Annotated in this window: 14 protein-coding genes; 9 read left to right on the forward strand and 5 right to left on the reverse strand. The window is 64.8% G+C overall.

The features are described from left to right. Window positions 1-14 precede the first annotated feature (14 nt). Window positions 15-656 carry a 2-dehydro-3-deoxy-phosphogluconate aldolase gene (locus AB4136_RS14650; protein WP_024925826.1) on the forward strand — a complete coding sequence of 214 codons (642 nt, stop codon included), beginning with the start codon at window positions 15-17 and terminating at the stop codon, window positions 654-656. A 92-nt stretch (window positions 657-748) separates the two neighbouring features. Here the strand turns inward: AB4136_RS14650 and AB4136_RS14655 are convergent, their stop codons facing one another. Together AB4136_RS14655 and AB4136_RS14660 are read right to left on the reverse strand one after the other, a co-directional pair. Further along, window positions 749-2,599 carry a DUF882 domain-containing protein gene (locus tag AB4136_RS14655; RefSeq protein ID WP_024925827.1) on the reverse strand — a complete coding sequence of 617 codons (1,851 nt, stop codon included), beginning with the start codon at window positions 2,597-2,599 and terminating at the stop codon, window positions 749-751. A 255-nt stretch (window positions 2,600-2,854) separates the two neighbouring features. Then, the gene (locus AB4136_RS14660) at window positions 2,855-4,372 is read right to left on the reverse strand and encodes a sigma-54-dependent transcriptional regulator (protein ID WP_024925828.1); all 1,518 of its coding nucleotides are present in this window, start codon (window positions 4,370-4,372) and stop codon (window positions 2,855-2,857) included. A gap of 143 nt (window positions 4,373-4,515) precedes the next feature. Here AB4136_RS14660 and AB4136_RS14665 point away from each other — a divergent pair, with 143 nt between their 5' ends. The 7 genes from AB4136_RS14665 (at window position 4,516) to AB4136_RS14695 (ending at window position 11,305) form a co-directional block, all read left to right on the forward strand. Further along, a complete protein-coding gene (locus AB4136_RS14665; protein WP_137900636.1) occupies window positions 4,516-6,351 on the forward strand; it encodes a M3 family oligoendopeptidase in 1,836 nt (611 codons plus the stop codon). A gap of 70 nt (window positions 6,352-6,421) precedes the next feature. Beyond that, window positions 6,422-7,567 carry an aminodeoxychorismate synthase component I gene (locus AB4136_RS14670; RefSeq protein WP_024925830.1) on the forward strand — a complete coding sequence of 382 codons (1,146 nt, stop codon included), beginning with the start codon at window positions 6,422-6,424 and terminating at the stop codon, window positions 7,565-7,567. Continuing rightward, entirely contained in the window at window positions 7,516-8,184 is a 669-nt protein-coding gene (locus tag AB4136_RS14675; RefSeq protein WP_036254675.1) for an aminotransferase class IV family protein, read from the forward strand. The genes AB4136_RS14670 and AB4136_RS14675 overlap by 52 nt, the downstream gene beginning before the upstream one ends. 53 nt (window positions 8,185-8,237) lie before the next feature. Then, on the forward strand, window positions 8,238-8,534 hold the full coding sequence (locus AB4136_RS14680) for a CopG family ribbon-helix-helix protein (RefSeq protein ID WP_024925832.1): 297 nt from the start codon (window positions 8,238-8,240) through the stop codon (window positions 8,532-8,534). Next, window positions 8,531-8,821 (forward strand): type II toxin-antitoxin system RelE/ParE family toxin, encoded by a 291-nt coding sequence (locus tag AB4136_RS14685; protein WP_024925833.1) that lies wholly within the window; start codon window positions 8,531-8,533, stop codon window positions 8,819-8,821. Before AB4136_RS14680 ends, AB4136_RS14685 begins: the two co-directional genes overlap by 4 nt. Beyond that, window positions 8,818-9,738, forward strand: coding sequence for a heme-dependent oxidative N-demethylase family protein (locus AB4136_RS14690; RefSeq protein WP_024925834.1), 921 nt, complete (start codon window positions 8,818-8,820; stop codon window positions 9,736-9,738). The genes AB4136_RS14685 and AB4136_RS14690 overlap by 4 nt, the downstream gene beginning before the upstream one ends. 121 nt (window positions 9,739-9,859) lie before the next feature. Next, window positions 9,860-11,305 (forward strand): homospermidine synthase, encoded by a 1,446-nt coding sequence (locus AB4136_RS14695; protein ID WP_024925835.1) that lies wholly within the window; start codon window positions 9,860-9,862, stop codon window positions 11,303-11,305. An 88-nt stretch (window positions 11,306-11,393) separates the two neighbouring features. Here AB4136_RS14695 and AB4136_RS14700 read toward each other — a convergent pair whose 3' ends face one another. The 3 genes from AB4136_RS14700 to AB4136_RS14710 form a co-directional block, all read right to left on the reverse strand. Then, a complete protein-coding gene (locus AB4136_RS14700) occupies window positions 11,394-11,681 on the reverse strand; it encodes a PTS sugar transporter subunit IIB (RefSeq protein ID WP_024925836.1) in 288 nt (95 codons plus the stop codon). Between the two features lie 18 nt (window positions 11,682-11,699). Next, a complete protein-coding gene (locus tag AB4136_RS14705; protein ID WP_024925837.1) occupies window positions 11,700-12,161 on the reverse strand; it encodes a PTS sugar transporter subunit IIA in 462 nt (153 codons plus the stop codon). An 80-nt stretch (window positions 12,162-12,241) separates the two neighbouring features. Continuing rightward, a complete protein-coding gene (locus AB4136_RS14710; protein ID WP_024925838.1) occupies window positions 12,242-13,639 on the reverse strand; it encodes a PTS galactitol transporter subunit IIC in 1,398 nt (465 codons plus the stop codon). Window positions 13,640-13,881: 242 nt separating this feature from the next. On the opposite strand from AB4136_RS14710, the gene AB4136_RS14715 reads away from it, so the two are divergent. Further along, window positions 13,882-14,259, forward strand: coding sequence for a hypothetical protein (locus tag AB4136_RS14715; RefSeq protein WP_024925839.1), 378 nt, complete (start codon window positions 13,882-13,884; stop codon window positions 14,257-14,259). The last annotated feature ends 244 nt before the right edge of the window (window positions 14,260-14,503 follow it).

A 14,503-nucleotide genomic window follows, 5' to 3' on the forward strand; every position in this document is an offset into this window, starting at 1 on the left:
CAAGGACAACAGGAATGTCGAACAAGACCGCAAAGCTGCTTTCGCTGCTCGACGGCCAGCCGGTGATCCCGGTGATCAAGATCGCCGACGTCAAGGATGCCGTGCCGCTGGCGCGTGCCCTGGCGCGTGGCGGCCTGCCGGCCATCGAAATCACGCTGCGCACCGACGCGGCGCTCGACTCCATCCGCCGCGTGGCGGCCGAGGTCGAGGAGGCAGTGGTCGGCGCCGGCACCATCCTCAATGCCCGCCAGTTCGACGAGGCGGCCAAGGCCGGCTCGCGTTTCATCGTCAGCCCCGGCCTGACCCGGGAAGTGATCGCGGCCGCCAGCGGCAGCGACGTGCCGCTGCTGCCCGGCGTCATCACGCCGGGCGAAATCATGGCTGCCGCCGAGGCCGGGCTCGATTTCCTGAAATTCTTCCCGGCCGAACAGGCCGGCGGGGCCGCTTTCCTAAAATCGCTGGCTTCGCCCTTCGGCGGCATCCACTTCTGCCCGACCGGCGGCATCGGTGCAAACAACGCCAAGGACTATCTCGGCCTGCCGAACGTGATCTGCGTCGGCGGTTCCTGGGTGGCGCCCGACGAGATGGTCAAGGCCGGCGACTGGGCCGGCATCGAGGCGCTGGCGCGCGAAGCGAGCAAGCTGCGCAAGAAGTGACTTGTCCCTCCCCGCGTGGGAGATCAAAAACTAAGCCGCAAACAAAAACCGCGCCTCATGGGCGCGGTTTTTCGTTTTGGGAACCCACAGACTTACTTGGTCTGGAAGCGGGCCACCGAGAGGAACTTCACGGCGGTGCCGGTGAAGCGGCTGGCGTCGGTCGGCTGGCCGTCCGGCTGGAAGCCGGCGGTGTAGACCTCGCTCGGCGCCGAACGCACCAGATTGTAGGCCAGACGCGGCGCGGTGGTGGAATCCGTCACCTTGGCGATCTGCTCGTTGGCCTGCAGCGCCCAGCGCGCCGCCTTCGGCGCGGCCGGAAGCACCACGGACTTCGCGGTCGGCTTGGCATCCTGCACGTTGGCGCGGGCTTCCTTGCGCGTCGTCTTCACGCTGCCGCCCATGGCCGCGGCCGGATCGGAGCCGGCGGGACGGGCGGCGACGGCGCCACGCGGCGTGGCGGCATCGACGCCGGACGGATCGTTGAAGGCCGAACGCGGCGCCGGGCTCGGCGTGACGGCGGCGACCTGATAGGTGTCGGCGGCGGAGGACTGCTCCAGCACGGCCTTGACCGCGTCGGTACGCCCGCCGGGCGGTACCGCGAACGCGTCGGTGGCCGTCGGTCGCGAGCCCTTACCGGTGTCGGCAAGCGCCAGAAGCACCGCCTGCTGGTTGGGTTCGGCCTGGGCCGTCGCTGTTTCCGGTCGCCGGGTCGGAACCGGCACATTGGCGGCGACAGCCTGATCATCCGCGCTAGCGGCGGCAACCGGCTGCGGCGCATTGGCATCGGCCATGCCGAACGGCACGGTGTCAGGCGAAACAGGTGCCGCGGCGGCCACGACAGTCGGCTGCTCGGCCTGGCTGGTCGCGCTGGCGTCCGCCACGCCGAATGGAACGGTCTCGGGCGTCGGCGGCGTCTGCACGCCGACATCCGCCTTCGGACGCGGCGCCGCACCCGGCAGCGGCACGGAACGGGCCGGCAGCGCCGCGATGATCGTCTCCGGCGTTTCCTTCTTCGGCTCGTCGGCCAGCTGCGGCTCTTCCGGCGTTTCGGCCACGGCCGGAACGTCGGTGCGCTGCGCGTTCTCAGGCGAAACGATGGCGATGCCAGGCTTCGATGCCGCGGCCGGCTTCATCGCGGCCTTCGGCTTCGGCGCCGGCGTCATCGCGACATCGGCGGAATCGTCTTCCTCGTCCTCGCCGCCGCCAAAGAAGGCAGCCAGGAAGCCACCCGACTTGTGGGTGGTGCCGCCGGCGCTGGCCAGTTCGATATTCGGCGTGCCGTTGGACTTGCGCGCCTTGTAGGAGGCCATCGCCTGCTCGTAACCCGGCAGCGGGCGACCGTCGCTCGGCACATGCAGCGTCTTGCCGTTCGGGAACAGGCGCGCCAGTTCCTGGCGGCTGATGCCCGGCCAATGGCGCACATTGCCGACGTCCATGTGCACGAAAGGCGAGCCGGAGGTCGGATAGTAGCCGACGCCGCCGCCCTGCATCTTCAGGCCGATGTCGCGCAGCTTCTTCAGCGGCACGCCTTCGATGTAGAAGTCCATCGCGCGGCCAAGGATATGCTGGCTCTTCTCGGCGACGCCGCTGCGGCGGCTGCGCGATTTCAGCATGGCGTTGGTGGACGGCGCGCGATAGCCGCAGATGACCTGGATATAGCCGCGCGAACCGCTCTGGCGATAGGCTTCCCACACCAGATCCATCAGGCGCGGGTCCATCTTGGTCGGTTCGTTGCGACGCCAGTCGCGCAGGAAGAAGTTCAGCTTCTTGAGGCCGGCCTGATCATAGCGGCCGTTGCGCTTGAAGACGATTTCGTCGACTTCGCCGGTGTGCAGATTGCGCAGCTTGAGCGCGCGCACCTCGGCATGGGCGGCGCCAGCCGAGACGGCAAGCAGGCCAGCCGCCATCGTGGCGCCGGCAAGCCATTTCCGCCAGACGCTCAACGAGGATTGACGCCTGTTCTGGTGTCGTTCGATTCTGCTCAAATCAAAAGGCCTTGCAGACTGCCGTTTGTCCCCGGATTTGATCAAACGGGCATGGTGGATTCACACCCGATAATCGATCCTAATGGTTAATCGACACTTATTGAAGCCGAAATGCGGTAACACCGTGGCGATATCCCGCCCTAATTTCCGCAATTCGCTTCTTGGTAAACCACTGGTTTAAACGAGGAAACTCGCCCGAAGCTTGCGCGGGAATCAGGAGGCTATCTTTTCCGCCCGACCGGTTTCGGGATCAATGCCATATTCCTTGAGTTTTCTGTACAGCGTCGAGCGACCAATGCCAAGCCGCCGCGCCACCTCGCTCATCTGGCCATTGTAGTGGTCGATGGCAAGCCGGATCATCTCCAGTTCGACCGCCGCCAGCGAACGCACATCGCCACGATCGTCGAGCGCGGCCAGCGTGCCGAAGCGCTGTTCCAGGCGCGGCGGCAGGCTTGCGTGAGCAGGCATTTGCGGCACTGGCTCCACCGCCTCGTCGGCAAGGTCGGGCACCACGGACGGCGCGGCCGCTTCCAGCACCACGGTACCTTCGACCTGGGCACGGATCTGCGGGAATTCCTCCACCGTCAGCGTCTCGCCTTCGGCCAGAACCGAGGCGCGGTAGATGGCGTTTTCGAGCTGGCGGATGTTGCCCGGCCAGTCATAGGCCTGGAGCATGGCCAGCGCCGGTTCGGCGATCGACAGCCGGCGCTTCGGGCCGACCGGCGTGACCTTGTCCATGAAATGCCGGACCAGGAAGGGGATGTCCTCCTTACGGCGGCGCAGCGGCGGCACCATGATCGGGAAGACATTGAGGCGATAGAACAAATCCTCGCGGAAGCCGCCATCCTTGACCTGCTGCAACAGGTCGCGGTGAGTGGCCGAGATCAGCCGGATATCGACCTTGACCGTGGCGCGGGCGCCGACCGGGTCGACCTCGCCCTCCTGCACGGCACGCAGGAGTTTTACTTGCACATCGAGCGGCAGGTCGCCGATCTCGTCGAGGAACAGCGTGCCCGAATGCGCCTCGACGAACTTGCCCGCATGTTTTTCGGAAGCGCCGGTGAAGGAACCCTTCTCGTGGCCGAACAGGATCGATTCGACCAGATTGGCGGGGATGGCGCCGCAATTGACGGTGACGAAGGGTTTCGAGCGACGGTCGCCGCTGCCCTGGATGGCGCGCGCCACCATTTCCTTGCCGACGCCCGATTCGCCCTCGATGAGGATCGGGATGGACGAAGCCGCCGCCTTCTGGCCGAGCCGGATGACGCGCTCCATCGCAGCACTTCGCGTGGCGAGGTCCTTGAAGGAGAGTGTCTGGCCGGCGCGGCGCGCGGTGCGCTTCACCGCCACCTCGACCTCCTCGACCTTGAGCGCGCTGGCGATTGCCGCCTGCAGGCGCTCCGGCGAGGCCGGCTTGACGACGAAGTCGAAAGCGCCGTGGCGCATCGCCTTCACCACCGTTTCGATGCCGCCTTGCGCGGTCTGCACGATGACCGGGATGCGGATGTCGCGCTCGCGCATTGCCTTGAGTACGGCGATACCGTCCATGCCGGGCATGGCGAGGTCGAGCACCACGACCGACACGTCGCGGGCGCCCGGCCCATCCATCGCCGCCAGCCCGGCCTCGCCGCCATCGGCGGTGAGCGCCGAATGGCCGAAACGGCTGAGCGCGGCCTCCACCAGCCTGCGCTGGACCGGATCGTCGTCGACGATGAGGATGGAACCTGTCATGAGTGTCGCGATTTCCCCGTCGCCATCGCTTGTGCCCTATGGATCATCTTGGCACAGGGTTCTAAATAAGCTTTCAAAAAAGCCGGTGAACGAATTGCTTAGGATTTGACCGGCCCGCGCGGCATTTTCCGGAAGGTGTTGAAATGCAAACGTTTTTTGACCGGCTTCATGCGCCGGCCCAAATCGGCCGCAAGGCAGCCGAACTCGGCAATCTGCCCGAATGGAACCTGGCCGACCTCTACGCCGGCATGAACGCGCCGGAACTGAAGCGCGACATCGACAAGGCCGGCGCCGATGCCGCCGCCTTCGAGGACCGCTGGAAGGGCACCTTGGCGGCCGAAGCCGCGCGCGGCGCCGACGGCAAGCTCGGCGAGGCGCTGAAATCCTATGAAGCGCTGGAAGAGCTGATCGGCAGGATCGTCTCCTATGCCGGGCTGGTCTATGCCGGCGACACCTCCGACCCGCAGCGCGCCAAGCTTTACGGCGACGTCCAGGAGAAGATGACGGATGCCTCCTCGCATCTCCTGTTCTTCGGGCTGGAGCTGAACCTGGTGGACGACGCGGCGATCGAGCAGGCGCTCGCCGCCGACCCGGAATTCGGCCACTACCGACCCTGGGTGCTCGACCTCAGGATGGACAAGCCCTACCAGCTCGAGGACCGCATCGAGCAATTGTTCCACGAAAAGTCGGTGACCGGGCGCGGCGCCTGGAACCGGCTGTTCGACGAGACGATGACGGAGCTGCGCTTCGACATCGATGGCGAACAGCTGGCGCTGGAGCCGACGCTCAACCGGCTGCAGGACGCAGACGGCGCGGTGCGCCGCCAGGCTTCCGAGGCGCTGGCCGCGACCTTCGCCAAGAACCTTCGCACCTTCACGCTGATCACCAACACACTGGCCAAGGACAAGGAAATCTCCGACCGCTGGCGCGGCTTCCAGGACATCGCCGATTCACGCCACCTCGCCAATCGCGTCGAGCGCAGCGTCGTGGATGCGCTGGCGAGCGCCGTTCGCGACGCCTATCCGCGCCTGTCGCACCGCTATTATCGCATGAAGGCGCGCTGGCTCGGCATGGACGAGATGAACCACTGGGACCGCAACGCGCCGCTGCCCGAAACGCCGCAAGCGACGATACCGTGGGACGAAGCCAGGAACACCGTTCTGTCAGCCTATCACCGCTTCTCGCCGGAGATGGCCGATATTGCGCGCCGCTTCTTCGACCGCAACTGGATCGACGCGCCCGTGCGGCCCGGCAAGTCGCCCGGCGCCTTCGCCCATCCGACGGTGCCGTCGGCGCATCCCTATGTTTTGTTGAACTATATGGGCAAGCCGCGCGACGTGATGACGCTGGCGCACGAACTCGGCCATGGCGTGCATCAGGTGCTGGCCGGCGGCCAGGGCGCGCTGATGGCTTCAACCCCGCTGACCTTGGCCGAGACCGCCTCGGTGTTCGGCGAGATGCTGACCTTCCGTTCCCTGCTCGACAAAACCGAGGACCGGCGCGAACGCAAGGCCATGCTCGCCCAGAAGGTCGAGGACATGATCAACACGGTGGTGCGCCAGATCGCCTTCTACGAATTCGAGCGCAAGGTGCACACCGAGCGCAAGAACGGCGAGCTGACCTCCGACCAGCTCGGCAAGTTCTGGCTGGAGGTGCAGGCGGAAAGCCTGGGCCCAGCGATCAAGCTGCGCGAGGGCTACGAGACCTTCTGGGCCTACATCCCGCACTTCATCCATTCGCCGTTCTACGTCTATGCCTATGCCTTCGGCGACTGCCTGGTGAACTCGCTCTACGCCGTCTACCAGAACGCCGAACGCGGCTTCCAGGAGAAGTATTTCGACATGCTGCGCGCCGGCGGCACCAAGCATCATTCCGAGCTGTTGAAACCGTTCGGATTGGATGCCTCGGACCCGGCCTTCTGGCAGATCGGGCTTGGCATCATCTCCAACCTGATCGACGAACTGGAAGCGCTGGATTAGGACGGCTTACCCCCCCCTTTGCGGGGAGGGGCGATCCGCGCGACGGATCGGGTTGGGGGTATAAGACAAATTGACGGTAGCCCCTTTCGCTCTCTTCCGCGACGATCAGGCCGGCCGCGAAGTGCTGTTCGAGGAGCCGTCGGCGCTAATCGTCGCCGACGAAGCCCATGATTTCGAAGCGGCGCTGGAACAGGCCGAGGCAGCGCGTCGCGCCGGAAAATGGCTGGCTGGTTACTTTTCATACGAAGCCGGCTACCTGCTGGAATCGAAGCTGAAGCCACTGCTGCCCGAGGGCCGGCGCGCGCCGCTGGTGGCGCTCGGCGTCTTTGACGGACCCTCCGACCGCAGCCTGCCGTCTGGCCAGCCCGACACCAACGGGCCGATCTTCGATGCGACCGCACGTTGGTCGTTCGAGGATTACGAGAAACGCTTTGCGCGCCTGCACCGCCATCTGCGCGAAGGCGACTGCTACCAGGGCAACCTCACCTTCCCCATCAACGCGCATTGGTCGGGCGATCCGCTCGCCGCTTTCAACGCGCTGGTCGCGCGCCAGCCGGTGAAATATGGCGCGCTCGTTTCGCTGGCCGGCCCGACCGTCTTGTCGCGCTCGCCCGAACTGTTCTTCCAGATCGACGGCAATGGCTGGATCGAGACACATCCGATGAAGGGCACCGCACCGCGCGGCGCAACGCCAGAGGAAGACGCGGCGCTGAAGGAGTTTTTGCGCAACGACGAGAAGAACCAGGCCGAAAACCGCATGATCGTCGACCTGTTGCGCAACGACATCTCGCTGATCTCCGAGGTCGGCACGCTGGATGTGCCGGACCTGTTCCGCATCGAAAGCTATCCGACCGTGCACCAGATGGTGTCGACCGTGCGCGCAAGATTGCTGCCCGATCTCAGCATCCGCCGCATCTTTTCGGCACTCTTTCCATGCGGCTCGATCACCGGCGCGCCGAAGATCCGCGCCATGGAAATCCTGCGCGAGCTGGAAGGCGTGCCGCGCGACGTCTATTGCGGCGCCATCGGCTGGATAGCGCCCAATGGCACGATGCGCTTTTCGGTGGCCATCAGGACCATCTCGCTCTTCGCCGACGGCGAGGCCGTCTACAATGTCGGCGGCGGCGTGGTGTTCGATTCCACGGCGCAGGAGGAGTATGAGGAATGCCTGCTGAAGGCCCGCTTCGCGACGGGAACCGCCCCGGCTTCACGCTGATCGAGACGTTGCGCTGGCAGCCCGGCGACGGCTTCCTGCGCTTGGACCGGCATCTGGCGCGACTGGCAAGCTCGGCCAAGACGCTTGGCTTCCGCCACGAACCGGCAACAGTGCGAACCGCGCTGGACGATGCCATCCGAGACGCCGACGGCCCGCTGCGCATGCGCCTGACGCTCGCTGCCGACGGGACCGTCGAAGCGACCGCGCAACCGTTCCAGCCTTTGCCAACGGGGATGGTATGGACACTGCGGCTGGCGCAGACCCGGCTCGCTTCCACAGACGCGTTGCTGCGCCACAAGACAAGCCGCCGCGAGGCCTATCTGGCGGCGCGCGCCGAATACGCCCCGGCGGAAGCCGACGAAGTGCTGCTGGCCAATGAGCGCGACGAGATTTGCGAGGGCACCATCACCAACCTCTTCGTCGATGCTGGCGACGGCGGCCCGTTGCTTACTCCCGCGCTCGGTTGCGGGCTGTTGCCAGGCATATTGCGCGGCGAACTGCTGGATCAAGGCAAGGCGCACGAAGCGGTTCTAACCTTGGCCGACCTCGCCGCAGCGAAGCAACTTTACGTCGGCAATTCACTGCGCGGGCTGATCGCCGCAAGGCTGGTTTATTGACCTTCCGACCAGCGGCGCATACATTGTGTTCACCTGTGTTCATGGAGACGACGATGGCAGCCGGCGGCACGTTTTCGGTGCGCCTCCCCCCGGAGACGAAACGAGAGTTGGAGGAGTATGCCAAGGCCACAAAGCGCTCCAGCGCCTTCATCGTCAAGGAGGCTGTCGAGGCACATCTGGCGGAGCGCCGCGCCTATCTAGAGGCGATCGAAGAGGGCGAACGCGAGGCCGATCTCGGCGTCTTCGTTTCGGGCGAGGCGGTATTCAAATGGATGGAGTCTTGGGGCACGGACAAGGAATTGCCGCGGCCCGAACCGGATGTCTTTCCGGCCAATGATGGCAAATCTTGATCCTCGTCGTCACCCCCAGAGCCGCGCGCGATCTGGACGACATCCACTCCTATATTGCGCATGATGACCCGTCAGCGGCGAATGACGTCATGCGCCGGCTGGTCAAGGCGCTGAAAATGATCGCGGAACGCCCGGCGATTGGCCGGCAGGGCGCCACTGGCGCCAGGCGACACGAATGGTCCGTTCCGGGCCTGCCCTACCTCATCCCCTACCGTGTAGAGGCCGAAAGGGTGATCATCCTTCGCGTCTTCCACACCGCCCGTTTGCGCCCACTTGATTGGTCATGATGCCTCCCCACACCCCCTATGACGGTTCCTCCAAGCTGTTCGCCATCGGCCTGAAGCCGCTCGAACTCGACCGCTGGCTGGAGATCGACGATGATTTCGGTGCCTATCTGACCGAGAAGCGCCGGCTCTATGCCGAACTGCCCGACAAGGTCTTTGTCGAGGAGGCGGGAACCCGCGACGCGCAGCGCGAGGTGCTGGAGCTGGTCGAGGCGCATATGGCCGCCTATCACCCAGGGATGCTGGATGAGGCGCGGGCGGCGGGCGGCGCAGGCTCCAGCGCGCCGGCCGACGCACCGCTGGTGGCGGCCTCGCTGATGGTTCAGGACGATCTCATCCTGATGCGGCGCGGCGAGGACGGCTGGCGGCTTGCCGCCGGCTCATTGTGCTTCCCCTCCTCCTGGTCGCTGACCGAGAAATTCGGCAAGCCGCTGCACCGGATCCATGATCCGGTGCCGGGTTTCGGCACCGGCACGCGGCCCGCCGAAGTGATCAGCCGCATGTTCGACAATCTGCAAGGCCAGGCGGTGGAACGCTTCAACTGGTCGGTCCAGGCCAACGATGCGCTTTACCACCCGCTGTCGGACCGCCAGCGCATCGCCCGCGCCGCCGACCGGCCGTCGAACTTCCCCGACGGCGACATCAACGCGCATGCCTTCATCCGCGTCGAGCGGCAGACATTGCGCAAGCTACCTCTGTCGCGCGACATCCTGTTCACCATCCGCATCCATCTCGACCCGCTGGCGGTGCTCGCCCGCCATCCCGAGCGCGCCCGCATCGCCGCCTCCTTCGCCACGCAGCTTGGCGAACTGGACGAGGCGCAGCTCGACTACAAGGGGCTGACCGCCGACCGCGACCGGCTGGTGGTCTATCTTGGCGAGATGGCGGCATCTCCTTCTCCCCTTGTGGGAGAAGGTTAGGCGCCAGCGGCCGGATTCGCTTTATTGTGACAAGCATGTATGGTTTAGCAGTTGCAGCCGGGCGCATCCGCGTCCGGCTTTCTTATGAGGACAATGCGTCAAAGAAGGAGTGCCGCAAAAAATGGCGAATGAAAAATGGCCCGTCTACGGTGAGATCACCGGCCCGATCGTGATGATTGGCTTCGGTTCGATCGGCCGTGGCTCGCTTCCGCTCATCGAGCGCCATTTCAAGTTCGACAAGTCGCGCATGGTGATCATCGATCCCAGCGAAGAGAACCGCAAACTGGCGGATGAGCGCGGCATCACCTTCCTGAAGGAATCTGTCACCAAGGATAATTACAAGGAACTGCTGACGCCGCTGCTGACCAATGGCGGCGGCCGGGGTTTCTGCGTCAACCTGTCGGTCGACACCGGCTCGGTCGACATCATGCGGCTGACCCGCAAGCTCGGCGCGCTTTATGTCGACACCGTCGTCGAGCCGTGGTTGGGCTTCTATTTCGACACCGAGGCTTCCAATGCCTCGCGCACCAACTATGCGCTGCGCGAAAGCCTGCTGGCCGAGAAGCGCAAGCATCCGGGCGGTCCGACCGCCGTTTCGACCTGCGGCGCCAATCCCGGCATGGTTTCCTGGTTCGTCAAGCAGGCGCTGGTCGACCTCGCCAAGGAGCTCGGCCTCGATGCCGAGACGCCGGCGCAGGACGACCGCGAAGGCTGGGCCAGGTTGATGAAAAAGGCCGGCGTCAAGGGCGTGCACATCGCCGAGCGCGACACTCAGCGCACCAAGAAGCCGAAGCCGATGAATGTGTTCTGGAACACCTGGTCGGTGGAAGGTTTCATTTCGGAAGGCCTGCAGCCCGCCGAACTTGGCTGGGGCACGCATGAGAAGTGGCTGCCGAAGAACGCCAAAAAGCACAAGAAGGGCTCCAAGGCCGCCATCTATCTAGAACAGCCCGGCGCCAACACCCGCGTGCGCACCTGGTGCCCGACGCCCGGCCCGCAATATGGCTTCCTCGTCACCCACAATGAGGCGATCTCGATCTCCGATTTCTTCACCGTGCGCGACAAGCATGGCGAAGTGACCTACCGCCCGACCTGCCACTATGCCTATCACCCGAGCAACGACGCCGTGCTGTCGCTGCACGAGATGTTCGGCGCCGCCGGCAAGGCGCAGCCTGTGCACCACGTGCTCGAGGAGAACGAACTGGTCGACGGCTCCGACGAGTTGGGCGTCCTGCTCTACGGCCACAAGAAAAACGCCTACTGGTACGGCTCGCAGCTGACGCTCGAAGAGGCGCGCAAGCTCGCTCCCTACCAGAACGCCACCGGCCTGCAGGTATCGTCGGCGGTGCTGGCCGGCATGGTCTGGGCACTGGAAAACCCGGAAGCCGGCATCGTCGAGGCCGACGAGATGGATTTCAACCGCTGCCTGGAAGTGCAGAAGCCCTATCTCGGCCCGGTGAACGGCCACTACACCGACTGGACCCCGCTGGACGGCCGCCCCGGCCTGTTCCCGGAAGACATCGACGAGAAAGACCCCTGGCAGTTCCGCAACATCCTGGTGCGGTAAGCACCAGCAGATCCAAAACAAAAAAGGGCGTCATCGACGCCCTTTTTCATTTAACCGGCCGTGACGGCTGCTGTCGCTGCGGCCGTCTCTACTTCCGCAGCTCGGCCTCGATATCGTCCAGCGCCTTGTCCTTGCCGATGCCGGTGAGAAAGGCGAGGCCCTTGACGAGCGGCACCGTCACCGAAGCCGAGATCGGCGTGGTCGAGACGATAAGGTCGACATTGTCGGCCATCGAGGCCACTTCGGTCGCCTTGCACTGCATGGCGTTGAAGGTGAGCCCGCGCGCCTTCATGGCTTCGGTCACCGCGACGTTGACCGCCGTCGAGGTGGCGACGCCGGTGCCGCAGGCAAATAGAATGGTCTTCTGTCTGGCCATGTAAATGTCCTTTCCCGCTTAACCCAGAACCGCTCTGACGTCGTCGACGCTTGCTGCCCGCTTCAGGCCGGCCAGCGCTTCCGGGCTCTGGATGGTGCCCATGATCTCCTGCAGCATTTCTATCTGCTTGTCCTTGTCGTTGATGGCAAGCAGGAAGACGATGCCGACCGGTACCGCCTCGTCCGGCTCTTCCATATTGGCGAAGGTGACCGGCTTCGACAGCACCGCCAGCGCCACGCCCGCTCTGTTGACATGCACCGGGTCCGTGTGGGGAACCGCCACGTTTTCCGCGAGACCCAGCGGCAGGCCGGTTGGCATCGTCTGTTCGCGCTTCACCACGGCGTCGGCATAGCTTGGCTTGACGTAGCCGAGCGTCTCCAGCCTGGAGGCGAGCTGGCGGATCACCGCCTCGCTTGTGTCGGCGTCCACGCCAAGCAGGATGGCTTCGGGGTCGATATGGTCGATCAAGGCTTGCGCCATCAAGTCTTCTCCAATGTTCGGGGCCGGCGGCTGTCACGCCACCGGCCCCTTCTTAATCATGCAGGCGAAAGCGCCCGCTTTCAGGCGGACTGCTCATCCTCGGCGCCGGCGGCGCGCTCCCAGGCCAGCGTGTTGCGGCGATAGAGCACGAAGACGGCCGCTATCACCACCGCCAGCAGGCCAAGGCCGGCGATGCCGAGACCCTGGATCGCCTCGATGATCACGTAGGGCACCCAGAGGAAGCCGTCGACCACCGAGGTGATCTGCACCGCGTTTTCCGGCATCTTGAAGCCCGACGAGATGGCCGCGCTGGTGAACAGCGGCGCCAGAGCGTTGGCGACATAGAAGCCGAGCGCCAGCGTGACGGTGCCGACCACGACCATGCGGAAGACGTTGCCTTTCAGGAGCGGCGCGGTCATCGCCACGATGAAGGGGATGACGGCGAGGTCGGCGAACAGGATGACGCGGTTGCCCGGCAGGATCACCGACAGGATGATGGCGATCGGCACCAGGATCAGCGACGACGAGATGGCGGCCGGGTGGCCAATCAGGATCGCCGAATCGAGGCCGACCAGAAGCTCGCGGTCGCCGGTGCGCTTGCGCACGAATTCCTGGGCGGCGTCCGAGACCGGCAGCAGGCCTTCCATCAAGACCTTCACCATGCGCGGCAGAAGCAGCATCACGGCGGCCAGCGTCATGCCGGTGGTGAGGACCTTGGACAACACCGTGCCAAAATCGCCGGCGTTGTAATAAGCGATGGCGCCGAGCACGAGGCCGATGATGAGGCCGAGCACCACCGGCTCGCCGAACACGCCGAAGCGCTTTTCGATGGTCTCGGTCGAGATGTTGATCTTGTTGATGCCGGGGATACGGTCGATCACCCAGTTGAGCACGATGGCGATGGGCAGGATCTGCGCCGAGGCCAGATGCGGCACCGAGACGCCCGGAATGCCGTAGAACTGCTGCACCGCGCGCGCCGACCAGTCGGCGAACAGCAGCGCAAGTGCCGCGACAAGTGCCGCCACTGCCAGGCCGTAACCCAGGCTGCCCGTGGCGGCGGTGGCCAGCGAGCCGACAAAGGCGAAGTGCCAGAAGTTCCAGACGTCGACATTGAGCGTGCGGGTGAGGCGCAGAAGCAGAAGCGCGACGTTGACCGCGATGCCGATCGGGATGACCCACAGGCCAACCGACGAGCCGAAGGCGATGGCCGCGGCCGACGGCCAACCCACGTCAACGATGTCGCGATGAATGCCAGTGTTGGTGACGATGGCCTTGGCCACGTCGCCGATCGAATTGAGCATCAGGCCGAGCACCAGGTTGATACCGATGAAGGCGACGCCGATGGTGACGGCGGCGCGGAAGGCGCGGCCGACCTTGGCCCCCAGCACGACGGCGATGATAAAGATGACGATGGGCAACAGCACCGTTGCGCCAAGCGTGTCCACGGCCGCTTTCAGGCCGGTCAAGAAACTGTCCATTTTCCCTCCCCAAGACCGCCCGATTGGTTTCCGGTGCGGTTTCTCCAGAACATTTGTGTTCTTCGATATACGAAAGTTGCAATGTTTCAAGAAGCTGTCAATCGACCAGCCCGACAAAGTGGTGGACTGACCGACTGTTGCCGGATCGCAACGCTCGGCATCGCCCTTAGATTGGCGAGCCTTGTTTTCATCCGCAATTCGAGCGAAGGAAAGGGTGCGGACCGAGGAGAGGTTTTTTCGACATGACGACAGCGCGCAAACTTGTCTTGGCTGGCCTCGCCGCCGGCGCAACCATGGCGTTGGCCGCGTGCCAGACCGGCGGCCCGGCCGAGCCGCCACGTAACGCCGCTCCCAAGGGCGTCGAGGGCTCGTGGATCGACGCACAGGGCACCGGCCTTTCCACCATTTCAGGCGGCAAGTTCCAGACGGTGGCGACCGACACCGGCCAGAAACTGGCCGACGGCAGCTACCGGCTGACCAGCCAGACCTCGATCGAGATCAACGGCACGTCGCTGATCCGCCAGTCGCCGATCGCCTTCAACTGCCTGCTGGTTTCCATCAACCAGCTCAACTGCACCAGCCAGGCCGGCCAGAACTTCGTGCTGACGCGGCGGAGCTGACCGCGCCGATTCCAGGCGCGACAAGGCTTCACCACCGGCTCTCATTTCGAAAACAGCCGCATCGTCGCGATGCGGCTGTTTTCGTTTACTCAACATTTTTCGCCGGCAAAGCCTGACCCGAATCCGCTTGCATCGGCCGGGAGGCGATGGGAACATGCCGCCAGAGGGCATGTAAAATTCCAGTCAAGCAGGGCGGCTACAACGCCGTGAACGGGCTCGCGCGCATCGCCCCGAAAGACGCCCG

The sequence above is a fragment of the Mesorhizobium sp. 2RAF21 genome (assembly GCF_052115345.1).
Taxonomy (GTDB): domain Bacteria; phylum Pseudomonadota; class Alphaproteobacteria; order Rhizobiales; family Rhizobiaceae; genus Mesorhizobium; species Mesorhizobium terrae.